The 20,918-nt window shown below is 60.5% G+C and carries 25 protein-coding genes and 1 pseudogene; 10 read left to right on the top strand and 16 right to left on the bottom strand.

The annotated features are described in order from the left end of the window. Positions 1 to 409: 409 nt before the first annotated feature. The 6 genes from I6G90_RS09645 to I6G90_RS09620 form a co-directional block, all read right to left on the bottom strand. Positions 410 to 676: a hypothetical protein gene (locus tag I6G90_RS09645; RefSeq protein WP_197931031.1), complete on the bottom strand. Its 267-nt coding sequence runs from the start codon at positions 674 to 676 to the stop codon at positions 410 to 412. An 11-nt stretch (positions 677 to 687) separates the two neighbouring features. Continuing rightward, positions 688 to 1,203 carry a P-loop NTPase family protein gene (locus I6G90_RS09640; RefSeq protein ID WP_197931029.1) on the bottom strand — a complete coding sequence of 172 codons (516 nt, stop codon included), beginning with the start codon at positions 1,201 to 1,203 and terminating at the stop codon, positions 688 to 690. 102 nt (positions 1,204 to 1,305) lie between these two features. Beyond that, entirely contained in the window at positions 1,306 to 2,001 is a 696-nt protein-coding gene (locus I6G90_RS09635) for a hypothetical protein (protein WP_197931027.1), read from the bottom strand. A gap of 58 nt (positions 2,002 to 2,059) precedes the next feature. Continuing rightward, positions 2,060 to 2,776, bottom strand: a complete 717-nt coding sequence (locus I6G90_RS09630) for a sugar isomerase domain-containing protein (protein WP_197931025.1) — start codon at positions 2,774 to 2,776, stop codon at positions 2,060 to 2,062. 308 nt (positions 2,777 to 3,084) lie between these two features. Beyond that, complete coding sequence (locus tag I6G90_RS09625; protein WP_197931023.1) at positions 3,085 to 3,348, bottom strand: hypothetical protein; 264 nt, start codon at positions 3,346 to 3,348, stop codon at positions 3,085 to 3,087. A 227-nt stretch (positions 3,349 to 3,575) separates the two neighbouring features. Beyond that, positions 3,576 to 4,613: a Mal regulon transcriptional regulator MalI gene (locus I6G90_RS09620; RefSeq protein WP_197931021.1), complete on the bottom strand. Its 1,038-nt coding sequence runs from the start codon at positions 4,611 to 4,613 to the stop codon at positions 3,576 to 3,578. A 293-nt stretch (positions 4,614 to 4,906) separates the two neighbouring features. Between I6G90_RS09620 and malX the strand changes: the two genes are divergently transcribed. Together malX and I6G90_RS09610 are read left to right on the top strand one after the other, a co-directional pair. After that, positions 4,907 to 6,478, top strand: a complete 1,572-nt coding sequence (gene malX / locus I6G90_RS09615; protein ID WP_033135228.1) for a maltose/glucose-specific PTS transporter subunit IIBC — start codon at positions 4,907 to 4,909, stop codon at positions 6,476 to 6,478. Positions 6,479 to 6,565: 87 nt separating this feature from the next. After that, entirely contained in the window at positions 6,566 to 7,756 is a 1,191-nt protein-coding gene (locus I6G90_RS09610; RefSeq protein WP_232254442.1) for a MalY/PatB family protein, read from the top strand. A gap of 93 nt (positions 7,757 to 7,849) precedes the next feature. Here the strand turns inward: I6G90_RS09610 and I6G90_RS09605 are convergent, their stop codons facing one another. The 8 genes and pseudogenes from I6G90_RS09605 to I6G90_RS21395 form a co-directional block, all read right to left on the bottom strand. Beyond that, the gene (locus I6G90_RS09605) at positions 7,850 to 8,272 is read right to left on the bottom strand and encodes a type III secretion system chaperone family protein (protein ID WP_197931019.1); all 423 of its coding nucleotides are present in this window, start codon (positions 8,270 to 8,272) and stop codon (positions 7,850 to 7,852) included. Continuing rightward, a complete protein-coding gene (locus I6G90_RS09600; protein WP_197931017.1) occupies positions 8,272 to 9,222 on the bottom strand; it encodes a hypothetical protein in 951 nt (316 codons plus the stop codon). Before I6G90_RS09600 ends, I6G90_RS09605 begins: the two co-directional genes overlap by 1 nt. A 137-nt stretch (positions 9,223 to 9,359) precedes the next feature. Then, entirely contained in the window at positions 9,360 to 10,418 is a 1,059-nt protein-coding gene (gene ascU, locus I6G90_RS09595; RefSeq protein WP_058052885.1) for a SctU family type III secretion system export apparatus subunit AscU, read from the bottom strand. Then, positions 10,415 to 11,203: a SctT family type III secretion system export apparatus subunit AscT gene (gene ascT / locus I6G90_RS09590; RefSeq protein ID WP_111809602.1), complete on the bottom strand. Its 789-nt coding sequence runs from the start codon at positions 11,201 to 11,203 to the stop codon at positions 10,415 to 10,417. Before ascT ends, ascU begins: the two co-directional genes overlap by 4 nt. Beyond that, positions 11,200 to 11,466 (bottom strand): SctS family type III secretion system export apparatus subunit AscS, encoded by a 267-nt coding sequence (gene ascS / locus I6G90_RS09585; RefSeq protein ID WP_005334586.1) that lies wholly within the window; start codon positions 11,464 to 11,466, stop codon positions 11,200 to 11,202. Before ascS ends, ascT begins: the two co-directional genes overlap by 4 nt. Position 11,467: 1 nt before the next feature. Then, positions 11,468 to 12,121, bottom strand: coding sequence for a SctR family type III secretion system export apparatus subunit AscR (gene ascR / locus I6G90_RS09580; protein ID WP_182937920.1), 654 nt, complete (start codon positions 12,119 to 12,121; stop codon positions 11,468 to 11,470). Then, the gene (gene sctQ, locus I6G90_RS09575; RefSeq protein ID WP_197931015.1) at positions 12,118 to 13,044 is read right to left on the bottom strand and encodes a type III secretion system cytoplasmic ring protein SctQ; all 927 of its coding nucleotides are present in this window, start codon (positions 13,042 to 13,044) and stop codon (positions 12,118 to 12,120) included. Before sctQ ends, ascR begins: the two co-directional genes overlap by 4 nt. Continuing rightward, a pseudogene (locus tag I6G90_RS21395) lies at positions 13,041 to 13,436 on the bottom strand (type III secretion system needle length determinant); the annotation flags it as partial. The pseudogene I6G90_RS21395 and the gene sctQ, both read right to left, overlap by 4 nt. A 411-nt stretch (positions 13,437 to 13,847) precedes the next feature. Here I6G90_RS21395 and I6G90_RS21390 point away from each other — a divergent pair. Continuing rightward, on the top strand, positions 13,848 to 14,174 hold the full coding sequence (locus I6G90_RS21390; protein ID WP_197931238.1) for a hypothetical protein: 327 nt from the start codon (positions 13,848 to 13,850) through the stop codon (positions 14,172 to 14,174). On the opposite strand, the gene ascO is transcribed toward I6G90_RS21390, so the two are convergent. Further along, positions 14,103 to 14,564, bottom strand: a complete 462-nt coding sequence (gene ascO / locus I6G90_RS09560) for a type III secretion system central stalk protein AscO (RefSeq protein ID WP_184233145.1) — start codon at positions 14,562 to 14,564, stop codon at positions 14,103 to 14,105. The two genes, I6G90_RS21390 and ascO, sit on opposite strands and share 72 nt — an antisense overlap. Beyond that, the gene (ascN, locus tag I6G90_RS09555) at positions 14,561 to 15,883 is read right to left on the bottom strand and encodes a SctN family type III secretion system ATPase AscN (RefSeq protein ID WP_197931189.1); all 1,323 of its coding nucleotides are present in this window, start codon (positions 15,881 to 15,883) and stop codon (positions 14,561 to 14,563) included. The genes ascO and ascN overlap by 4 nt, the downstream gene beginning before the upstream one ends. 189 nt (positions 15,884 to 16,072) lie before the next feature. Between ascN and aopN the strand changes: the two genes are divergently transcribed. The 7 genes from aopN (at position 16,073) to I6G90_RS09520 (ending at position 20,908) form a co-directional block, all read left to right on the top strand. Further along, positions 16,073 to 16,951, top strand: a complete 879-nt coding sequence (gene aopN / locus I6G90_RS09550) for a SctW family type III secretion system gatekeeper subunit AopN (RefSeq protein ID WP_197931013.1) — start codon at positions 16,073 to 16,075, stop codon at positions 16,949 to 16,951. Then, positions 16,932 to 17,213, top strand: coding sequence for a type III secretion system gatekeeper subunit Acr1 (acr1, locus tag I6G90_RS09545; RefSeq protein ID WP_005334576.1), 282 nt, complete (start codon positions 16,932 to 16,934; stop codon positions 17,211 to 17,213). The genes aopN and acr1 overlap by 20 nt, the downstream gene beginning before the upstream one ends. Then, positions 17,210 to 17,581 (top strand): SycN family type III secretion system chaperone Acr2, encoded by a 372-nt coding sequence (gene acr2, locus I6G90_RS09540; RefSeq protein ID WP_197931001.1) that lies wholly within the window; start codon positions 17,210 to 17,212, stop codon positions 17,579 to 17,581. Before acr1 ends, acr2 begins: the two co-directional genes overlap by 4 nt. Before the next feature lie 79 nt (positions 17,582 to 17,660). Then, a complete protein-coding gene (gene ascX, locus I6G90_RS09535; protein WP_197930999.1) occupies positions 17,661 to 18,026 on the top strand; it encodes a type III secretion system protein AscX in 366 nt (121 codons plus the stop codon). Further along, positions 18,023 to 18,373 carry a type III secretion system chaperone AscY gene (ascY, locus tag I6G90_RS09530; protein WP_156140623.1) on the top strand — a complete coding sequence of 117 codons (351 nt, stop codon included), beginning with the start codon at positions 18,023 to 18,025 and terminating at the stop codon, positions 18,371 to 18,373. Before ascX ends, ascY begins: the two co-directional genes overlap by 4 nt. Next, positions 18,306 to 20,471, top strand: a complete 2,166-nt coding sequence (gene ascV / locus I6G90_RS09525) for a SctV family type III secretion system export apparatus subunit AscV (RefSeq protein ID WP_269475269.1) — start codon at positions 18,306 to 18,308, stop codon at positions 20,469 to 20,471. The genes ascY and ascV overlap by 68 nt, the downstream gene beginning before the upstream one ends. Continuing rightward, complete coding sequence (locus tag I6G90_RS09520) at positions 20,468 to 20,908, top strand: LcrR family type III secretion system chaperone (RefSeq protein WP_139408270.1); 441 nt, start codon at positions 20,468 to 20,470, stop codon at positions 20,906 to 20,908. The genes ascV and I6G90_RS09520 overlap by 4 nt, the downstream gene beginning before the upstream one ends. The last annotated feature ends 10 nt before the right edge of the window (positions 20,909 to 20,918 follow it).

The raw sequence follows: 20,918 nt of genomic DNA, 5'->3' as shown, positions 1-20,918 counted from the left end.
TGCTGATTTTTTCTTTAAAAACAAACAAATGAATTGGTATCAAGCGTGCGGCAAGGTTTGTTATGCGCCATATCAATAAATTAATCACCTGCAGGGTCTGGATTTATATGTGGTTTAACGGTGCCGTGAGATGTGACTCTTATCACAAAAAGTCGCGGTTTCGTCGGGCGGATTAGGATTTTTATGCGCCTAAAGAGGGGGGCGGGAGGGATATTTAGGCAGGCGAGCACAGAGGAGGGATGGGAGACGTAGGGGGCAATGAACGAAGTGAATGGCACCGCTGTTTGGGAAGAGCGAGTGGTGGCCAGAGAGGGGATGGCAGGAAGGTAGAGGTGATGACGCGAATGTCCGAATACGCTGCGCTATTCGAACCTACGGGCTGGCATGTCTATGGCAGCCCGCTCTTCCCTTACCTGTTCTCACCAACTGAGCCCTTTGGCTGCTGTCGTTTGGTTCGATAGCGATGCGCGAGCCAGTCAATTCCCGCCATAGCCGCCGCGACGCCGATCATGATCAGAGTGAGGCGGCCGCCCTTCTGCCATGAGAGCAAATCCATATGAAAATCCTGCCGGATAAATTCCGGGAGCAGGCCGATAGGTGCGGTAATTGCCAGATAGGATATAAATTTTTTGAAAAACAGATAGTCAGGTTTTGGCGTCTGTTTGTATTGGTCCATCAAGTCTCCTGCTAGCGCTTAACGGTCAGTTGAGTGAGATAGCTATTTACCGCTGCCCGAGTCGTAAAACGGTGCTTGTCGTTTGGGAATCGATCAAACAGCTCGTGATGGAATTGGCGGGAGCTTTTGCTGGCTCGCTGCTCATATTCCGATGCCCACACCAGAAGTTGTTGAAAGTTCTTTTTCGCAGCCACAGCATCGCGCTGTTTGGCGCTTTGTGACCCACGCGATAGCAGTGAATCCCGGCATAGAGACCAGTCGAGATCGAGAAAGAGCAGGGTATCGGCAGTATCAAGCAGTTGCTCGGCCAGGGCGCCAAATACCCCTTCGACCACCCATGAGGGCTCTTGAGCAAGTGTTTGAATGGCATGGTCAATCTCATGCTGGGGCCGTTTCTGGTTAAAGCCGCCCGGCTGCCAGACAATGGTGTCCAGATTGACTTCGCGGATAGTTAATTCCTCAGCCAATCGGGCCGCTAACCAGCTCTTGCCGGATCCCGAGTTGCCAATAATCAGAATACGTTTCATCCATTATCCTTTTATTGGTATCAAATGGCCTAATGTCGTTACTATCAGGACTTATGGTCAAATAAGGTATCACCGCACATCTGCGTTATAGATAATTTGATATTACTCATCAACCATGATATGGATTTCTATTGCGCCGATTAGATTTGATTTTTTTCGTCTGTACTCGTCGATAGCATAATTTTTATTTTCTTTATCTTTGGGTGGTACAGGTGTTTCTGGTAGCTCCTTAACCAAAGCAATACATTCTTTTGCGACTAAATCCTTATCAGCTAAATCACAGATGTTATCCATTAATTTTAATATTTCATTTTGCGCATCATCAATCTTATCTACAATATCAGTGGCGAGCATAGCTCCTTTTGCTCCACGTTTAATGTTTTCCAACTTATTAAAAACTTTATGAATGGAGCCAATAATTCCAGTTCTAGCCTCCACTCTGATTACATCATGATGTTTTGCCTTAGTTTGATATAAAGATTCCGATATGATGGCATCCGATAGCCATTTTGCATCAGAGTACAGAAGTTGAAGGCTCTCTCTGAAGTCTTTATAAGAACTAATACCTTGAAGTAGAAGCATTAGTGTGCCAATTACAGTTACACGAGCTTTTATTGAACCATCTTCAAACTCAACATTGATCTCAAGACCTTCAGATAAAAAGAACTCAGTACGAGTCAAGGAAAATATTCTTAAATTTTCTTTGAATGACTCTAATTGTTCATCGGTTTCCATTCCTCTCGGCTCAACATGAATATAAGCCTGACTAAGGATGTTTTTGTTTATATAATCTGCCACTATGTGATCTCAATTTTTGTTGATGGTTTAATTTCAAAAAAAAGTATTATTTAGACACTCACATCGACTTCAATCGCCCTTGGAAATGGCGGTAAACATCATCGTTATTAAATCCATCCACATTCTGGCTGGAGAAAATAAGCGGGGTGACTCCTTGTGCCAGCGCCAGTTTCTGCGCTTCGACTACTAGCGTATTGATCAGAACCATGCCGGAGATGGAGGAGAAGGCGCCGGTGACCCGATCATTGACTTCGCACAGGCCATCGCCCGGTGGCACGCAGTTGTCAAGTACCAGATCGGCCAGTTCCATCAGCTTCTGGCCAGAAGGGTGACGACTCGGGTTTTGCGCCGATTGCGCCACCGAGGTAATAACGATCACCTTGTGGCCGCGTGTTCTGGCAAGCTGGGCCCACTCGATGGGCAGGGCGTTGCGCCCCGAATTAGAGATGACCACCATCAGATCCCCCGGCGCAATCGGCTGCTCTTCCCACAGGATGGCGGCAAGCCCCGGCAGCTTCTCCAGCGCCGAACTGCGCAGTGCACCATCGGCGGTGGTGACGGTGGAGTCGAGCACGGCGTTGATATTGCCAAGGCCACCGGCACGGATAAACCCCTCCAGCCCGACCATATGAGAGTGCCCGGTGCCCAGCATATGGATCATCTTGTTGTGGACGATAGCCTCGCTAAACCAGTGGGCCGCCTGCCGGATCCCGGCTTCGTTCTGGCTGACCATGGTAGCGATGCGCGCTTGCAGTTTTTCGACGTACTCAAACATAACGGCGGGGATCCTTGTGGATTGTTGGAGAGGGGGTTGTGGCCAAGCGACACGCTACCGCCCCTGGACGACAGCCTCCACTCTGCTGCTGTTAACCGGTGATGTGGCTGGAGGGGATGGCGCTATGGTGGCCAGAGCGATCTCGGCAACTTCTCTCCCAATCCAGGTTGCCAAGTGAGCCATGGTAATCAAGGTGGGGGCAATGCAAAACCGGCAGCAGGTAAAAACCTGCCAAGGATCAACAAACTACTTGCTTGATGGCGGGAGTTTATTCGGTTGATTGTGTGGCGGATGACAGGCTGGAGCCATCAATACTCCAGAAACGTCTCCCCGCAGCGCTCGCAGATAAGATGTTTTACATGGGTGGCCTGATAGGCGAGGGTCTGGCCGAAGACCACATTGGTCAGGCTGCTGGAGCGAAAGGCTTGCCAGAAGGCTTTGCGCGGGTCTTTGGGCATCACATCCTGGCTGTGATCCCGTGGCACCAATACCACGATATGGCGGGTGCGCTCGCCACATTTGTCACAGCGATGGATTTCACTCGGCGGGTTCTGGTCGTGCGGGTTGCTCATAAAGGGGCTCGTGAAGAGAGTGGACGCCCATCATATCCATCTCCACTTGGCTCTCAATCTCTCCTTGCCAGCGCAGTGAGCAGGCTCACGTTTTGCGCCCCTTCTTTACTACTTGACCTCGACAGCCCCTTGCCCGCGCGTTGCAACCGTGTGCGTCAGGCCGACTCCCGCTTTTGCGGTTTGCTGGTGAGCGGTGATGATATGGCGGGTGGGGCTGCCCAGCCAGTTCAAGCCGACTCCCGCTTCTGCAAGTTGGGGGTGATGATATGGCGGTTGGGGGCGAGCTCGGGTTGCTGCATCCGGGTCAGCAGCCGCCTTGCCGCCTGACGGCCAATCTCCCGCGCCGGTGAGCTGACAAAGGTGAGAGCGGGAGTGGTGAGTTCCGCTTCCGCTACGTCGTCAAAGCCGAGCAGGGCCACCTGCTGGCCGATGTAGTTGTCTTTGCCCACGGTGCGCCCGCTCGCCTCGACGCCGTAAATGCCGCCAAGGGCCACTTCGGGGTAGTGGCAGAGCACGGCGGTCACCTTGGGGTGCTGGTGCAGCAGCTGGGCGATGGTGTCGGCTGCGCTGCGCTGGGTGCGCTCACATTCGAGCACCCACTCCGGTTTGAAGGGCAGGCCGTATTGCAGCAGGCTGGCACAGTAGCCGCCGATCCGCTCGGCGCGGGTGAGGGAGTCGGCCCGCCCGCCGACGTAGGCGATATGGCGGTGACCCTGTTCGATCAGATAAGTGGTGGCCTGTTTGGCGGCGTGGGTGTTGTCGGGGCCGATAAAGTCCACGTCATCGCGATAGTAGGAGCGGGCGGCGCACACCACCGGCAGTTCGGAGTCGAGCAGGGTCTCCAGGGTCTTGGCCGCCGCGCCGCGCACCGGATTGAAGATGATGCCCGCCACCCCCTGCCGTGACAGGGACTGAATGCTCTGCTGCAACCGCTCAGGGCTGTGGCCGCACTGGGTCAGAAACAGCAGATAGCCCTGCTGCTCCAGCACTTCGCTCACCCCGGCGGTCACTTCGGTATAGAAGGGGTCGGTGATGTCGCGCAGGATCAGCCCTACCAGATTGGATTGCTGGCTGCGCAGGTTGGCGGCGGCGCTGTTGGGCACGTAGTCGAGCTCTTTTATCGCCTGCTGCACCCGCTCGGCGGTGGCGGGTGAGATGCGCCCCTTGCCGTTGAGCACCATGGAGACGGTAGTGACCGAGACTCCCGCCCGCTGGGCGACATCTGTGATCTTGACGTTTTTCGAGACGAGCGGTTTGGACGGCATAGGGCGAATGGGGTGCGATGGCTGGTTGAGTGCGAGGCCCCAGCATACCTGCTCGAGTACTTAAGTGAAACGTTACATCACCGTTGGGCCGATCCGGCTCACAAATTTGGATCCTGCTGCCAGCCAGCCCCCTCATTCTGTGATCTTGTCGGCACTTGCAAGTTGATAAAACGATTTATCATCCAGCAAAACCTGATGCTGACCCGCGCCTCTGCTTCGAGATTGCGTCGAGATCGCCTCGAGCGGGGGAGGGCAGCCGCAGATATTGCTGTTTATTCACAAGGAGCCGTTTCATGGCCAAGCCTCAAGCCAAATCCACCATCTGGGAGTTCCTGCAGAGCCTCGGCAAGACCTTTATGTTGCCGGTCGCCCTGCTGGCCTTCTCGGGCATCCTGCTCGGTGTCGGCAGCTCGCTCACCAGCGATGCGGTCAAGCAGAGCATGCCCTTCCTCGACAATACCGTGCTGCAACTGCTGTTCCTCTGGATGACCAAGGTGGGACTGGTGGCTTTTATCTACCTGCCGGTGATGTTTGCGGTGGCCATTCCGCTGGGGCTTGCGCGAGAAGAGAAGGGGGTCGCGGCCTTTGCCGGTTTCGTTGGCTATGCGGCACTCAACCTCTCCATCAACTTCTACCTGACCGTGGCCAACGTCATCGGTGACGCGGCGGCGGAGAAGGCCTACGGGGTGAAATCGATCCTCGGCATCAGCTCCATCGACACCGGGATTCTGGGGGCCATCATCGTCGGGGTGATCGTCGCCAAGTTGCACGCTCGTTTCTACACCTACAAGATGCCCGATGCGCTCGCCTTCTTCGGTGGTGCCCGCTTCGTACCCATTATCACAGTGCTGGTGCTGGGTGTAGTCGGTCTGGTCGTGCCGTTCGCCTGGCCCTGGTTTGCCGCTGGCATCAATGGTATCGGGGCGCTGATCTCCCACGCCGGTCCCTTCGGCCCCTTCCTGTTCGGTACCGGTGAGCGCCTGCTGCTGCCACTCGGTCTGCACCACATTCTGGTGGCGCTCATTCGCTTTACCGAAGCAGGCGGCACCCAGCTGGTATGCGGTCACGAGGTGAGCGGCGCCCTCAATATCTTCTACGCCGAGCTCTCCTGCGCCGACACCACCGGCTTCTCGGTCTCTGCCACCTCCTTCCTCTCTCAGGGCAAGATGCCTGCCTTCCTCGGCGGTCTGCCGGGTGCGGCGCTCGCCATGTATCACTGCGCTCGTCCGGAGAATCGCGGCAAGATCAAGGCGCTGCTGGTCTCCGGCGTAGTGGCCTGCGTCATCGGCGGCATTACCGAGCCGCTGGAGTTCCTATTCCTGTTCGTGGCGCCGGTGCTTTACGTTATTCACGCCATCCTGACGGGTCTGGGCTTTATGACCATGGGGCTGCTTGGCGTCACCATCGGCAACACCGACGGCAACCTCATTGATTTTCTGGTGTTCGGCGTGCTGCAAGGCACCGCCACCAAGTGGTATCTGGTGCCGGTCGCGGCTGCGATCTGGTTTGCCATCTACTACAGCGTGTTCCGCTTCGCCATCGTCCGCTTTAACCTCAAAACCCCTGGCCGCGAAATCGAAACCAGCGAGGCTGCCCAGCCCGCGGGCAAGAAGGCCGGCAACAGCGGTTACAACGGTGAAATCATCCTCAACGCCCTGGGCGGCGCCGATAACATCTTGGCGCTCGATAACTGCATCACCCGCCTGCGGATGTCGGTGCAGGACATGAGCCGGGTCGATGACAAGGTATTGAAGGCGAACGGCGCCATCGGGGTGATCAAGCTCGACGAGCACAACCTGCAGGTGGTGATCGGCCCGCAGGTGCATCTGGTGAAAAACCAGCTGCAGAGTCTGATGGGGGCCTGAACCGGCCAATAAGATCCGAACGGGGGGCGCAAGCCCCCCTTGTTTGCCTCTCCCAATATGTCTCCTGTTTATGGAGGGAGAAACTTCATGCACGATATTTATGACTTCGACCGCGTGGTCGACCGCCACGGCACCTACTGCACCCAGTGGGACTATGTGGCCGACCGTTTTGGCCATGCCGATCTGCTCCCCTTTACCATCTCCGACATGGATTTCGAGACCGCCCCCTGCATTCGCCAGACGTTAGCAGCCCGCCTTGAGCACGGGGTATTTGGCTACAGCCGCTGGAATCACGACGACTTCAAAGGGGCGGTGAGCGACTGGTTTGCCCATCGCTATGGGGCGAGCCTCGACCCCGAGACGCTGGTTTATGGCCCTTCGGTCATCTATGTGATTGCCCAGCTGGTGAGCCTCTGGTCGGAGCCGGGTGAAGGGGTGCTGGTGCATACTCCCGCCTACGACGCCTTCGGCAATATGCTGGCCGCCAACGACAGGGTGCTGCTGCCTTGCCCGCTGATAAAAGGCGAGGGGAGTTACCAGATCGACTGGGCATGCTTCGAGCAACAGGCCGCTCGCCCCGATTGCCGGATTTTGCTGCTCTGCAGCCCCCACAACCCCACCGGCCGGGTCTGGACGCGGGATGAATTGAGTCGAATGGCTGCTATCTGCCAGCGCCACGGGGTCAAGGTGATCTCGGACGACATCCATATGGATGTGAGCTTTGCCCGCTATCTGCCGTGGAGTGAGGTAGCACCGGACGATCACTGGGCACTGGTGAGCTCGGGCTCCAAATCCTTCAATATTCCGGCCCTTGGCGGCGCCTACGCCTTTATCGCCAACGCCGAGGCGCGGTCCGCCTATCTGCAACGGCTCAAGGCGGCCCATGGCCTCTCATCACCGCCGATTCTCGGGGTGCTGGCCCATATCAGCGCCTATCGGAACGGCGGTGCCTGGCTCGATGCGCTGAAAGCCTATCTGCACGGCAACCTTACTCATGTGGCGGCGCGGCTCAACGCTGCCTTCCCCGCTATCGACTATCGGGTGCCCGAGGGAACCTATCTCGCCTGGATTGACTTGAGCGGTCTTGGCATCGACACGACCGAGCGGATGGATGCGCTGCAAGCCTTGCTGGTGGAAAAATACCGGGTCGCCATCATGCGCGGCGACACCTATGGCCCCGAAGGCACAGGCTATATCCGCCTCAACGTCGGCTGCCCGCGCTCGAAAGTAGATCAAGGACTCGACGCCCTGATCGGCGCACTGGGGGAGCTGGTGTAGGGGCAAATCCATTCAACATGAGAAACAGAACGGGGCCATCAGTGATGGCCCCGTTCTGGTTGCGCTGTTTTCCCTTATGAGCAGACGCTGATATCAGGCGCGAATGGTCGTCGGGATACCGCAGTTCGGGTGTGACAGGGTCTGTTCGAGCGCGGGCTCACTGACCCCGGGGGCTGCCGGAGTTGTGCTTTGGCTCAGGGCGTCGGCCTGATGCAACATGCGGCTGACCATGTCGGTCAGGAGTTCCACATCCAGTTTGTCCAGCCACTCGCGACACCAGAGCAGGGTGCTCTGCTCGCTGCCGCGACTGAGTTGCAGCACCGGCCAGTCGGCCATGGCGGCGAGGGAAGGGGTCTGGATATCCCCCAGCGGGATAAACAGGGTCACCAGTTGATCCCGCTCGCGAATATGAAGGCTGAAGGGGCCCGCCTGCAGATCCAGTCCCTCTTCGTGCAGGCACTCCTGCGGCAGGGATAGCTGGCGAACGAGGGTCGATAGCATGGCATGAAACATCATTAATCCTCCTGACGGGCGTTATCAAAAACCGACTCTGTGGGCGGCCACAGGTTGGCGATAGGGGGGCGGGCGGGGGTGCCGACCAGTGGCGCCCCGATGGTCGCGGCCCAGGGGTCGACCACTTTGGCGTGTGGTCCCCAGCTCTCCGGCTTGGTGAGTTCACTCCCTTCTGCACGGCCAATCACCACAAAGCAGTGAGTCTCGGCGTGACCCTGTGCACCACGATGGGCCAGCACTTCGATCCGCTGATCACTGTTGTGGCGCAGCAGTTCGGCCGCCGCCGAATAGGCCAGGGTCGAGCAGCAACCGGCCTTGGCGTCATCCACCGCCTTCGCGATGTTTTCCATGGTGCGCAAGGAGAGTGGCTGCTTGTTTTTGGTGATCTGGATGGCGGCCATATTGGCGCTGTTGTTGGCGCGCTGGTTGGCCGCCAGACGCTGGGGATCCTGCCCGAAGTCGTTGAGTTTGCCGATGATCTTCTGGTAGCCCGGGTTGTTGGGCCGGACAAAGGTCTGGGCGTCGGTGCAGGCGTAGCTGCCCAGTTTTTCCAGTCCGGCCATGCTCTTTTGCAGCAGTGCCTGAGTGCCACCCGCCATCACTTTCGGTTCATGTCGCGGGGCGGCTCTGGTGATGGCCCCCTGTTCGGCCAGCGCCTGTTTCAGTTCGGTCAGACGAGCGCCGCGAGCGGCCACCTCTTTGGGGTGGTGCTGCTCCCAGTGCTGGATTGCATCCTGCACCCGCTGCGCCTTGCCGCTATTGGGGGCTGCTTGCAACTGGTGCAGGGCGCTGATGACCTGCTTGAGATCGCTACTCTGGAAGTGACCGATGCCACGCTGAACGGACTGTTCGAACAGCTTGTTGCCCCGGGTCAGCAGCGGGCTGGCTTCTGTCTGATGGGACGGCGTGGTGTGGTTGAGGTGAATGTGTCCACCGATTGCTGGTAAGGCCATGATGTGATTCCCGACAGGGTTGACGATAAGGGGATGATAACGAGCCGTGGCGGTGCGCTATATCAGGGGGCGGTCGGGGATTTGTCAGTTTTTCGCTGTTTGTGCCGTTTGTTCGGCCAAGTGGGCAGCTTGCAGCCCTACCACTGCGGCCCTTCGCTCTGGCGCCACTGCTCCAGCCAGCGCAGGACTTCGGCGGTCGCCTCGATCTGGTCGGCGGGAATGTAGTTGTTGAGCTGGGCATCCCGATAGAGGGCGCGGGCCAGCGGGATACGCTGCAGCACCGGGATCCCCTCCTCTTCGGCAATCTTGCGCACCTGCAGCGCCTGGGCATCGGTGAACTTGAGGGTGACCACCGGCAGCGGGGTTTCTCCCCGCTCGTAGCGGATGCCGATGGCGATATGGGTCGGGTTGGCAACGATCACCGAGGAGCGCTTCACGTCGGCACGCATGTTGCTCGACTGCAACTCCTGATGGAACTGGCGACGCTTGCTCTTGATCTCGGGGCTCCCCTCCATCTCCTTGTACTCCCGCTTCACCTCGTCCTTGCTCATCTTCAGCTGCTTGATGTGCTGGTAGTGTTCGAAGGCGTAATCGGCGATGGCGATCACCACAAAGCCCATGGCACAGACCGCCATCAGCTGGCCCAGCATGCCCCCCAGCACCGGGGTGATGCAGCTCATGCCGCAGCCGGGCAACTGGAGCATCGCCTGCAGGTTGCCCTCGATGGTGACCCATACCAAGAGGCTCAGCAGGGCCACCTTGAGCAGGGATTTGGCGAACTCCATCAGGCTCTTGATGGAGAAGATCTTCTTGGCCCCCTCCACCGGATTGATCTTCTTGATATCGGGCTTGATGGACTCGCCGCTCAGCAGAAAACCGTACTGGGCGAAGTGGGAGACGAGCACCACCAGCGCCGAGACCGCGAGGATCGGGATGCAGAGATAGGCCATCTCCTGCATCAGGTTCTCCAGTACATGGTTGAGTGCCTGGCTAAAGGGGAGGTTGAGATGGGATTCGGGGATCAGCATCAGCTTGCCCAGATGTTCGAGGTAGTAGTCGGACATCGCCATCAGCATGCCGATCAGGCTCAGGATGATGGCGGTGGAGACCACCTCCTTGCTCTTGACCACCTGCCCCTTCTTGCGGGCGTCCCGCAACTTCTTGGGGGTGGGTTGTTCGGTCTTCTCGCCGCTCATCGCGCCTCCAGAATGGGGATCAGCAGTTGCAGCGGGTCCATCACCGCCAGCACCTGTTTATAGGCGTGATCCATCATCAGCTTGATGTAGATGACCAGCAGCAGGCTGGCGACGGCGCTTTTTATTGGCATCGCCAGCACGAAGACGTTGAGGGAGGGGGCGAAGCGGCTGATCAGCGCCAACCCGAATTCGGCCAGAAACATGGCGATCAGCAGCGGCGCCGCCAGCAAAGCGCAGAGCAGCAACATATGGCTGAACTGGCCGTAGAAAAAGTTGACCCACTGCTCGTCGATGGTGGGGAAAAAGTGCGCCACCGGCCAGCTTATGTAGCTCTGGAACAGGGCGGCCAGCAGGGCGAGAAAGGCGCCGCTGGCAAAGAACAGGGTGATCAGGGTCTGGGTCAGCAGCAGGCCGGTGGGACTGGTCTGGCTGCCGAGACTCGGGTTGAACAGGGAGCCCATGGCGGCGCCGCGCTGGTTGTCGATCAGAAACCCGCTCGCCTCGATGGCCCAGAAGGGGATGGCGGCGACAAAGCCGATCAGCAGGCCGAGCAGCACCTCCTTGGCGATCAGCATGGCCAGCGCCATGCCGTCGATCTGATCCGGCAAGGTGTCGGCGACCGTGGGATAGGCGTAGAGCGCCAGCGAGCAGACCACGCCGTTGCGGATCATCGCCCCCCCCAGCATCTGTTTGCTGAGCACCGGCAGCATCACGAAGCAGCTGATAAAACGCGGCAGCAGCAGGGTATAGGCCAGCATCTGGGCCTGCAGGCTCTCCAGTGTCATTGGATCTGCGGCACCTTGAACAGCACCATGTCGGCAAAACTGTAGAGCTCGTTACCGAGCCAGGCGGTGGTGGCAAACAGGGTGATCACCACGGCGATCAGCTTGGCGACAAAGCCCAGGGTCTGCTCCTGGATCTGGGTCAGCGCCTGCAGCAAAGAGACCAGGGTGCCCACCAGCGCCGCCACCAGCACCGGCGGCATGGAGAGGATCAGCACCAGCCAGAGCGCCTGGCTGGTGAAGTGAAGGATATCGGCGTGACTCATGCTAGCCTCCGTAACTGATGACCAGCCCGTGGGTCAGGCGGGCCCAGCCGTCGAGCAGCACAAACAGCAGCAGCTTGAAGGGCAGCGAGATGGTCATGGGAGAGACCATCATCATCCCCATCGCCAGCAGGATATTGGAGATGATGAGATCGATGGCGATAAAGGGCAGATAGATCAGAAACCCGATTTCGAAGGCGCGGCTCAGCTCGCTCACGGTAAAGGCGGGCAGCAGGATCAGCAGGCTGTCTGGCTCCAGCCGGTCGGCATATTTGCTTGGCCAGAGCTGCTTGGTGCTGTCGATAAAGAAGGCGTGCTCCCGCGGCTTGATCTGCTTTTTCAAAAATTCGCGGTAGGGGGCCATTCCCTCGTCGAGGAACTTCTCCACCGATTCGGATTTGGTCAGCGACACCTCGTTCTGGCGCAGGTAATCCTGGGTCGCGAAGCCGACCGGTGCCATCACATAGATGCTGAGAATGATTGCCAGCCCGTACATCGCCATGTTGGGGGGGATCTGCTGCACCCCGAGGGCGTTGCGCAGCAGCGAGAAGACCACCGCCAGCTTGACGAAGGAGGTGGCCATCACGGCGATAAAGGGCAGCAGGGCCAGCAGCGCCAGCCCGACAATCAGGTTTAGCTCGTCCGGCAACTGGATCATGACTGTGACTCGTTGCCGAGGCGCTCGACCCGCACACCCAGGCGGCCCTGGATCTCCACCAGTCGGCCCACACCCAGCGAGTGGCCGTTGCTGATGATGCGCACTTCGCCATCGAGGGGCGTGCCAAGATCGATCAGGGCGCCCGGTTGCAGGCTGGTGAGGGTGTGCCAGTCCAGCGTCTGGCGGCCCACTTCAAAGCTCACCTGGATCGGCAGTTGCTCCAGCTCGGTCGGGCCGAAGGGGTCAGCGGGTTCAGCGTTGTGCATGGCAGTCAGTTCCAGATGTTGTTGATGGGGTTGGCAGTAGGCAAAGGGGCGACCCTCCACGCAGATCAGCAGTTGTTGGCCGAGCTGCGGATGGGGCGGTGGCAGCAGCACATCGCCAATAGCGAGAGTGGTGAGCTCATCCATGGTCAGCCCCATCTCGCCCCACTGCAGGGAGAGGGTGAGGGGCAGCGGCAACCGCTGCTGCTGTGGCCGTGGCGGCAATCTGTTCAGCAGGGGCTTGGGCTGCGGCAGCCAGAGGGCGAGGCTGGCCCCCTCCCGTTGCAACAGCAGTTGCAGGGCGGTCTCATCGGTCTTATCGCGACTCTCTTGCCGGGTCAGTGCCGAGCAGGTGAGGCCACCGAGGGGCTGTCCCAGCCGCTCGATCAGCGCCAGTTGCAGCGGCTCGGGCAGGCTGAAGAGCGCCGCTTGCTGCAGGTCGGGCGCCAGCCAGTGAGCCAGCTCGGCGCCGTGGCACCAAAGCGGCAAAGAGAGCCCCTGCCACTGCAGCTGCAGCCGGGTATCGAGCGTTACTGGCGGCAAACCGATGGTGAGGGCCAGCTCGCCGCCGCTCCAGCCAAAGTGCTGGCGGTACTGGCTCAGGGTCTGTTGCAAAGTCAGCTCCGCCAGCGAGGCGGAGCTGAGGGTAATCGGTGTCATGCGTCGGCATCCCACTCTTCGTAGATGGATCGTTTATGGCGCGAGCCCTGTTCACTGTCGGGCTGGCCGAAGAGATCGAGGGCGACCCGCTCGCCGGGATAGAGGCGCTGCAGGCGGTCGACCAGATCGCTGCGCCCCTGATTGAGCAGCAGCTCTCCTTGCGCCGTGGCGAGGATCTCGATCTGCAGCTCGCCACCCTGATGGGCGATGCGAATGGCGAGATCGCCCAGCTGCGGCAGCGTCAGGCGCAGCAGCGGCGGACGCTCCGGGCGGCCCAGCTCCTGATAGATATCCACCGCCAGCCGCTCCAGCAGCTGACCCAGCTCCCGATTACTTTCGGCAGGTACAAGCCGGGAGAGCTGTAGATCCCCGGGGGTTTTCACCGGTAGAGGGAGCGGTTGACCGCTGGCCTCGGGCATCTCGTCGCTCAGGGTGATCTCATTGATGTCGGTGTCGGTGTCAGCGGCGAGCTGCTCTGCGAGCTCACGGGCATCGACTAAGGATGCATCGGTCACTTGTGCCCTATCCAACCCAGAGGTGTCACCTGCTATCAGCGTGTTATCCGTGCCCTTATCGGAACATGTTGGAGGCTCTTCCTGCGCCGATGACGGTGTACCCTCTCGCTCCGGCTGCGACCATGCTTGGGGGACCCGCTGCGCGCTTGCCTCCCGCGCTATATCCTGCGAGTGCTGATCTGTTTGGTGCTCGGTTTCTTGCTTGTCACGGGCCGCCACATCCGTGAGGAAAGATCCGGATTGATCTTCTTGGATGGATGATGCGGGCTGCTGTTTTTTTGACCTTGCATGAGCGGCGGCAAGAGCCTGCTGTCGGGCTTTCTCGGCCAACTCTTTTTTCTGTTGTTGCGCCTGCAGCAGCTGTTGCTGCAACGGCTCCCGGCTCTGGCTATTCGCCCTGTGCTTGTCGGTTGCCTTTTGCTCCGGATCAAGCTGCATCGCCTGCTCGAAACGCTGTTGTTGCGACCGATTGGCCTCAGCCATCCGGGTATCTCCCCGGGCTGTTGCTGCACCCTGTATCGGGAGGATTCGGTTCATGACTCGTTACATCCTGATCTGCTGGCGGAACTCTTCCTGTTCCTGCTCTTCGTTGTAGTCACGCAGGGCTTGCTGTGAGGCCTGCTCCTGACGGTGTAATTCGGCAAATTTCTGTTGCTGCTGGCGAGCTCGGTGTACTGCCTGTTGGCGCTCCTGCAAACGGATGCGCTCTTCGGCGACCCGCTCGGCCTGCTCGGCGGCGGTTTGTTCCAGCTGCGCCTCTTTCTCCCGCAGCAGTGCCACCTGCTGTTGCCACGCTTTGAGCCCCTTGCGATCGAGTTGCTCCGCCTGACAGAGGGCGAATAGCCGCTCTTCTTCGGCCAGGCGCCACTGGCGGTAGTCGAGACTCTCCTGCTCCGCTTCGCGTTGGCGAACGCGGGCGAGTTGTACCCGGGCCTGTTGGGTGGCGAGTTGCTGTTCGGCGCGATCCAGCCGCAGGTCTTTGATCCGTTGCAGGCGGCCAATCATCGGGTCAGTGTCTCCAGAGTGGCGAGGGCGTCCGGGAGTGAGCTCGGCTCATGAGTGCCCTGTTTCAGCCACTGGCGAATTGCCTCGATACGGGCGATTGCCTCGTCGGCCACCTTGTCCTGCCCTTTCTGGTATTCACCGATCTGCAGCAACAGCTCCACCTCCTCATATTTCGCCAGCCAGCTGCGCAGCCGACCGGCCTGAGCCTGATGCTCGGGCGCGATGATCTGGTTCATCACCCGGCTGGCGGAGCGCAGCACGTCGATGGCCGGGTAGTGGTTGGCCGCCGCCAGTTTGCGCGACAGGATAATGTGACCATCGAGGATGGAGCGGGTCTCGTCGGCGACCGGTTCGGTCATGTCATCCCCCTCTACCAGCACGGTGTAGAGGGCGGTGATGGAGCCCTTGTCCGACTGACCGGCGCGCTCCATCAGACGGGGCAGGGCGGCAAACACCGACGGCGGATAGCCCCGTCGGGTGGGCGGCTCGCCAGCGGCGAGACCAATCTCCCGCTGGGCACGGGCAAAGCGGGTAACGGAATCCATCAGCAACAGCACCCGCTTGCCCTGATCGCGGAAATACTCGGCGATGGAGGTGGCGACAAAGCCCGCCTTGGCTCGCTCCATGGCGGGGCGATCCGAGGTGGCCACTACCAGCACCGCCTTCTTGAGCCCCTCTTCTCCCAGATCCGCTTCGATAAATTCGCGCACCTCACGGCCCCGTTCACCGATCAGCGCCAGCACGGTGACATCCACCTCGGCGCTGCGAATAAGCGATGCCAGCAAGGTGCTCTTGCCACCACCGGCGGCGGCGAAGATCCCCATCCGTTGCCCTTCGCCGCAGGTAAGCAGGCCATCGATGGCGCGAATGCCGAGTGAAATGGGCTCGGCGATGCGCTTGCGGCTCATGGGGGCGGGAGCATCCCGATAGACCGGATACCAGGCCTCGGGCTCCGGCAGATGGCCGCCGCCAAAGGGGTTGCCGAGGCCATCGAGCACCTGACCGAGCAGATGTTCGCCGACCCCGACCTGATGCATGGCACCGGTCGGGCTCACCTCGGTGTTGGAGGAGATGCCGAACATCTCGCCGAGGGGGGTGAGCAGCGCCTGATGCTGGGCAAAGCCGATCACTTCTGCCTGCAGGGATAGGGTGTTGTCGGGGTTGCGCAGATGGCACAGCTCGCCGATCCGCACGCCCGGAACGACCGCCTTGAGCAGGGTGCCAGTCACCTGGGTGACCCGGCCACGGATCTGGATCAGGCGGCACTCGTCGATGGCATGCCGAAGCTGGCCGGGGATGTGGTCGAGGGAGAGGGTCATAACAATCTGCGCCATTGAAACTGGTGGCCACTATAGGGGATGGGGGGCCGCGGGGATTTCAGCGCGAGTCGGGACTTTTTAGAAAACCGTTGGGGGCGGGCTAAAAATTCACGGCCGATTTTGGCATAGGGAGGCGGGGGCGATTTTTATAATGCCATCCTCGTCAATCCATTCGTCACGGGAGTTTCCATGGCCATTATCCAGAGCAACCCCTATGCCCCTGCCGCCCAGCCAGAGCTGCGTGGTGAAGAGGCTGCATCCCGTCAGGCTCCCCTGCAGGGTGGGCAATTTCAGGGAGAGCGGGTCGTGCTGGCCAGTGCCGCCCAGTCGCTGGCCGATGCCGCCGAAGAGCTCACCTTCGTCTTCTCCGAGCGATCCGAACTCTCGCTCGCCAAGCGCAAGCTGAGCGACAGTCACGCCCGCATCAGCGAGATCGAGGCGCTGGTGGGGGACTACCTCGACAAGGTGCCGGAGCTGGAACGCCAGCAGAAGATCAAGGAGATGGTGAGCCACCTCGGCAGCGGTCGGCTGGCCAACCTCTCCCAGTTGCTGGCCTACCTAGAGAGCTATTCGGGGGAGGTGAGCGAGCAGTTCGAGGCGCTCTGTCAGGCGCGCAAGGCGCTCTCCGGACGACCGGAGATGCAGGGCACCCTGGCGCTGGTCGAGCAGGCGCTGGCCAAGCTGGCGGACGAGCAGGGCAGTGCCATCGTGCTGGGGGCGCGCATTACCGGCCCCGTGGCCGAAGCGGCCAAAGCGGGCGTGGGGGCCGAGCAGGATCTGCGGGATCTCTATCGCGATGCGGTGCAGGACTACCGCGCCCTCTCTACCGCCTGGCGCGATATTCACAGCCGCTTTGGCAACGGGGCGCTGGAGAAGGTGACCGGTTTCATGATGAAGGCCCTGAGCGCCGATCTCGACAGCCAGCAGCGCTGGCTCGACCCGGTCAAGCTGGAGCGGGTGATGAGCGACATGCACAAGCTGCGGCTGCTCAACACCCTCTCGGCGCAAGTGGACGAGCTGTGGCAACGGGTGAAGGAGGGCTCGGCCCATGGCATACGGGCCTTCTGATCTGATGGGCGATCTGATCGCCCTGGTGGAGAAACGCTGGGCCAGCGTTCGGGATGTGGAGCAGGTTGGTGTCGCGCTTGAGCTGTCAGATTGTCGCCAGCAGGTGCTGCTTTATCAGGAGCTCAAGCGGCTGATCCGCCTGCTGCCGGTGGAGCTGTTCAGCGAAGAGGAGCAGCGCCAGAACCTGCTGCAGTGCTGTCAGGGGGCGCTCGATAACGCCATCGAGCGGGAAGAGGATGAGTTGTCTGGAGAGTCGTCATGAACTGGATTGAACCCCTGCTGGTGCACTTTTGCCAGGATCTGGGCATCACCATCGGGGATAACCCCCATTCGCTGATCCAGCTTGAACTGGAGCAGAGCGGCACCCTGCAACTGGAACGCCATCAGGGGCAACTGACCCTCTGGTTGGCGCGCACCGTACCCTGGCATCAGAGTGGCGAGGCGATCTGCCGCGCCATGACCTTGACCGCCGCGGCGCAAGGCCCGGCGCTGCCGGTGCGCAGCGGCTGGCTGGGGGAGGATCAGCTGATCCTCTTCGTCACTCTGGATGAGCGTGCAGTGACCCTGCCCCAGCTCCATCAGGCAGTGACCACCCTGACCCGGCTGCAACGAGAGGTGCTGGCGTCATGAGCCGGATCACAGCTGCCCGTCATTGGGTTATCGAGTCGTCTGGCGTCAACAGACCCACCCGTTTTAAGGGGGATAGGGGATGAGCCGGATCACTGCGGCGCATATCGGGATCGAGCAGCTCAGCGCCATCTCCCTCGACGATCAGGAGCGCAGCCTGCCGGGGCGTTATGCCCTGCTGCCCGATGGCCAGTCCATCGAACCCCATATCAGCCGCCTCTACCCCGAGCGGCTGGCGGATCGGGCGCTGCTCGATTTCGCCACCCCGGATCGCGGCTTTCACGACTTGCTGCGACCGGTTGATTTCAATCAGGCGATGCAGGGGCTGCGCAGCGTGCTGGCCGAGGGGCAGAGCCCCGAATTGCGAGCGGCCGCCACGCTGCTCGAGCAGATGCACGCCGATGAACAACTGATGCAGATGACCCTTCATCTGCTGCACAAGGTATGACCATGGCTCTTACGTCACAGCAGCAGGATGCGCTGCTGCTCACCGGCTGGCTGCAACTGCAATATGGCCACCCCGACAAGGCGAGCGTGCTGCTGACCGCCCTGCTGCAGATCCACCCCGACCATCAGGGGGGGCGACGAACCCTGCTGGTGGCCCTGCTCAAACAGGGCGAGGGGGAGGCCGCGCTGGCCCATGTCGATCAGCTGATGCAGCAAGGGGCGGCCGACGGCCCGCTCTGGCTCTGTCGCAGCCGGGCCTGCCAGTTGGCGGGTCGGCTGGATGAAGCCCGTTTCGCCTATCAACAATACCTCGAACTGGAAGAGCAGAATGAATCAACGCTCCCTTGAGCTGCTGCGCCGGATAGGCGAGCGCAAGGACATCATGCTGGCGATCCTGCTGCTGGCCATCGTCTTTATGATGGTCTTGCCGCTGCCGCCGGTGGCCCTCGATATTCTGATCGCCATCAACATGACCATTTCGGTGGTGCTGCTGATGATGGCGGTCTATATCAACTCGCCGCTGCAGTTTTCCGCCTTTCCGGCGGTGCTGCTGATCACCACCCTGTTCCGGCTCGCCCTGTCGGTGAGTACCACCCGGATGATCCTGCTGCAGGCCGACGCGGGGCAGATTGTCTACACCTTCGGTAACTTCGTGGTGGGGGGCAATCTGGTGGTGGGGATCGTCATCTTCCTCATCATCACCATCGTCCAGTTTCTGGTGATCACCAAGGGCTCGGAGCGGGTCGCCGAGGTGAGTGCCCGCTTCTCCCTTGATGCCATGCCCGGCAAGCAGATGAGTATCGACGGCGACATGCGTGCCGGGGTGATCGATGTGCACGAGGCGCGGGAGCGGCGCGGTGTCATCGAGAAGGAGAGCCAGATGTTCGGCTCCATGGATGGCGCCATGAAGTTCGTGAAGGGGGACGCCATCGCGGGCCTCATCATCATCTTCGTCAACATCCTTGGCGGCGTCACCATCGGGGTGACCCAGAAGGGGTTGTCCGCCGCCGATGCGCTTCAGCTCTACTCCATCCTGACGGTGGGGGATGGCATGGTCTCCCAGGTGCCGGCACTGCTGATCGCCATCACCGCGGGGATCATCGTGACCCGGGTCTCTTCCGAAGAGTCCTCCGATCTGGGTACCGACATCGGCGCCCAGGTGGTGGCCCAGCCCAAGGCGCTGTTGATCGGCGGTCTGCTGCTGGTGCTGTTCGGGCTGATCCCGGGCTTCCCGATGATCACCTTCTTTACCCTGGCGGCCATCGTCACGGCGGGCGGTTACTTTATCGGGGTGCGTCAGCGCAAGGCGCAGAGCAGCAACAGTCAGGATCTTCCTGCCGTGCTGGCGCAAGGGGCGGGAGCCCCCGCCGCCCGCAGCAAGCCAAAACCGGGCAGCAAGCCGCGGGGCAAGCTGGGGGAGAAGGAGGAGTTCGCCATGACGGTGCCGCTGTTGATCGATGTGGATGCCGCGTTGCAGGCCGATCTGGAGGCGATCGCCCTCAACGACGAACTGGTGCGAGTGCGCCGCGCCCTCTATCTCGATCTCGGGGTGCCCTTCCCGGGTATTCACCTGCGTTTCAACGAGGGGATGGGGCCCGGCGAGTACCTGATCCAGCTGCAGGAGGTGCCGGTTGCCCGCGGTTTGCTGCGACCGGGCCATCAACTGGTGCAGGAGAACGCCTCCCAGCTCGATCTGCTGGGGATCCCCTACGAGGAGGGGGCGCCGTTGCTGCCGGGGCAACCGACCTTGTGGGTCGCTAATGAACATCAGGAGCGGCTGGAGAAATCGCGGCTGGCCACCCTCACCACCGATCAGGTGGTGACCTGGCACCTCTCCCATGTGCTGCGGGAGTATGCCGAGGACTTTATCGGCATTCAGGAGACCCGCTACCTGCTGGAGCAGATGGAGGGGAGCTATGGCGAGCTGGTCAAGGAGGCACAGCGCATCATTCCGCTGCAGCGGATGACCGAAATTTTGCAGCGGCTGGTGGGGGAAGATATCTCGATCCGCAACATGCGCGCCATTCTCGAGGCCATGGTGGAGTGGGGCCAGAAGGAGAAGGATGTGGTGCAGCTCACCGAGTACATCCGCAGCAGCCTCAAGCGCTACATCTGCTACAAGTACGCCAACGGCAATAACATACTGCCCGCCTATCTGCTCGATCAGCAGGTGGAGGAGCAGATCCGTGGCGGCATTCGCCAGACCAGTGCCGGCAGCTATCTGGCGCTCGATCCCACCATTACCCAGAGCTTCCTCGATCAGGTGCGCCATACCGTGGGGGATCTGGCCCAGATGCAGAACAAGCCGGTGCTCATCGTCTCCATGGATATCCGCCGCTATGTGCGCAAGCTCATTGAGGGGGATTATCACGCCCTGCCGGTGCTCTCCTATCAGGAGCTGACCCAGCAGATCAATATCCAGCCGCTCGGACGGGTCTGCCTGTGAGGGGGGATCCGCTGATCCCCTGGCTGCAGGCCAGGGGGCTCGATGTAACCCCCTACCATCTGGGTAATACCCCTATCCAGCTCGGTCACGGTTTTTGCTATCGCCATATCTACCTCGCCTGGCGGGTCGATCCTGCGACCCGGCGGGTCTGGATCCTGCTGGTGCGCCGTGAGGGCGAGCGGGCCGGACTGGCCAATCCTTTTGCCGCCCTCTATCTGCTGGCCGACGCCACCCTGGCGGTGCTCGGGCCGGGCCATTTTCTCTACGGCAATGTCGATGTGTTTCGCGGCAGCAGCTTAAGCGGCGAACGGCTCGGCCAGTTCTATCTGCGTTGGACCGGCGCCAGCGAACCCGAGCCCGGCTGGTTCATGCTGGCGGCCGAGCGAGTCTGTTCCCTGCGGGATATGCGAAAACGACAAAAGCACGGCCTTGCGTGACAGGCATGTC

Source organism: Aeromonas allosaccharophila (assembly GCF_016026615.1).
Classification (GTDB): domain Bacteria; phylum Pseudomonadota; class Gammaproteobacteria; order Enterobacterales; family Aeromonadaceae; genus Aeromonas; species Aeromonas allosaccharophila.
The sequence above is the reverse complement of the archived record's forward strand: the minus strand, read 5'-3'. Positions and strand labels throughout refer to the sequence as shown.

Bases quoted from the DNA above. Each gene is read 5' to 3' on its own strand.
- I6G90_RS09645 (WP_197931031.1), bottom strand. From the start codon at position 676: ATGGACCAATACAAACAGACGCCAAAACCTGACTATCTGTTTTTCAAA.
- I6G90_RS09640 (WP_197931029.1), bottom strand. From the start codon at position 1,203: ATGAAACGTATTCTGATTATTGGCAACTCGGGATCCGGCAAGAGCTGG.
- I6G90_RS09630 (WP_197931025.1), bottom strand. From the start codon at position 2,776: ATGTTTGAGTACGTCGAAAAACTGCAAGCGCGCATCGCTACCATGGTC.
- I6G90_RS09625 (WP_197931023.1), bottom strand. From the start codon at position 3,348: ATGAGCAACCCGCACGACCAGAACCCGCCGAGTGAAATCCATCGCTGT.
- I6G90_RS09620 (WP_197931021.1), bottom strand. From the start codon at position 4,613: ATGCCGTCCAAACCGCTCGTCTCGAAAAACGTCAAGATCACAGATGTC.
- malX (WP_033135228.1), top strand. From the start codon at position 4,907: ATGGCCAAGCCTCAAGCCAAATCCACCATCTGGGAGTTCCTGCAGAGC.
- I6G90_RS09610 (WP_232254442.1), top strand. From the start codon at position 6,566: ATGCACGATATTTATGACTTCGACCGCGTGGTCGACCGCCACGGCACC.
- I6G90_RS09605 (WP_197931019.1), bottom strand. From the start codon at position 8,272: ATGATGTTTCATGCCATGCTATCGACCCTCGTTCGCCAGCTATCCCTG.
- I6G90_RS09600 (WP_197931017.1), bottom strand. From the start codon at position 9,222: ATGGCCTTACCAGCAATCGGTGGACACATTCACCTCAACCACACCACG.
- ascU (WP_058052885.1), bottom strand. From the start codon at position 10,418: ATGAGCGGCGAGAAGACCGAACAACCCACCCCCAAGAAGTTGCGGGAC.
- ascT (WP_111809602.1), bottom strand. From the start codon at position 11,203: ATGACACTGGAGAGCCTGCAGGCCCAGATGCTGGCCTATACCCTGCTG.
- ascS (WP_005334586.1), bottom strand. From the start codon at position 11,466: ATGAGTCACGCCGATATCCTTCACTTCACCAGCCAGGCGCTCTGGCTG.
- ascR (WP_182937920.1), bottom strand. From the start codon at position 12,121: ATGATCCAGTTGCCGGACGAGCTAAACCTGATTGTCGGGCTGGCGCTG.
- sctQ (WP_197931015.1), bottom strand. From the start codon at position 13,044: ATGACACCGATTACCCTCAGCTCCGCCTCGCTGGCGGAGCTGACTTTG.
- I6G90_RS21390 (WP_197931238.1), top strand. From the start codon at position 13,848: ATGAGCGGCGGCAAGAGCCTGCTGTCGGGCTTTCTCGGCCAACTCTTT.
- ascO (WP_184233145.1), bottom strand. From the start codon at position 14,564: ATGATTGGCCGCCTGCAACGGATCAAAGACCTGCGGCTGGATCGCGCC.
- ascN (WP_197931189.1), bottom strand. From the start codon at position 15,883: ATGACCCTCTCCCTCGACCACATCCCCGGCCAGCTTCGGCATGCCATC.
- aopN (WP_197931013.1), top strand. From the start codon at position 16,073: ATGGCCATTATCCAGAGCAACCCCTATGCCCCTGCCGCCCAGCCAGAG.
- acr1 (WP_005334576.1), top strand. From the start codon at position 16,932: ATGGCATACGGGCCTTCTGATCTGATGGGCGATCTGATCGCCCTGGTG.
- acr2 (WP_197931001.1), top strand. From the start codon at position 17,210: ATGAACTGGATTGAACCCCTGCTGGTGCACTTTTGCCAGGATCTGGGC.
- ascX (WP_197930999.1), top strand. From the start codon at position 17,661: ATGAGCCGGATCACTGCGGCGCATATCGGGATCGAGCAGCTCAGCGCC.
- ascY (WP_156140623.1), top strand. From the start codon at position 18,023: ATGACCATGGCTCTTACGTCACAGCAGCAGGATGCGCTGCTGCTCACC.
- ascV (WP_269475269.1), top strand. From the start codon at position 18,306: ATGAAGCCCGTTTCGCCTATCAACAATACCTCGAACTGGAAGAGCAGA.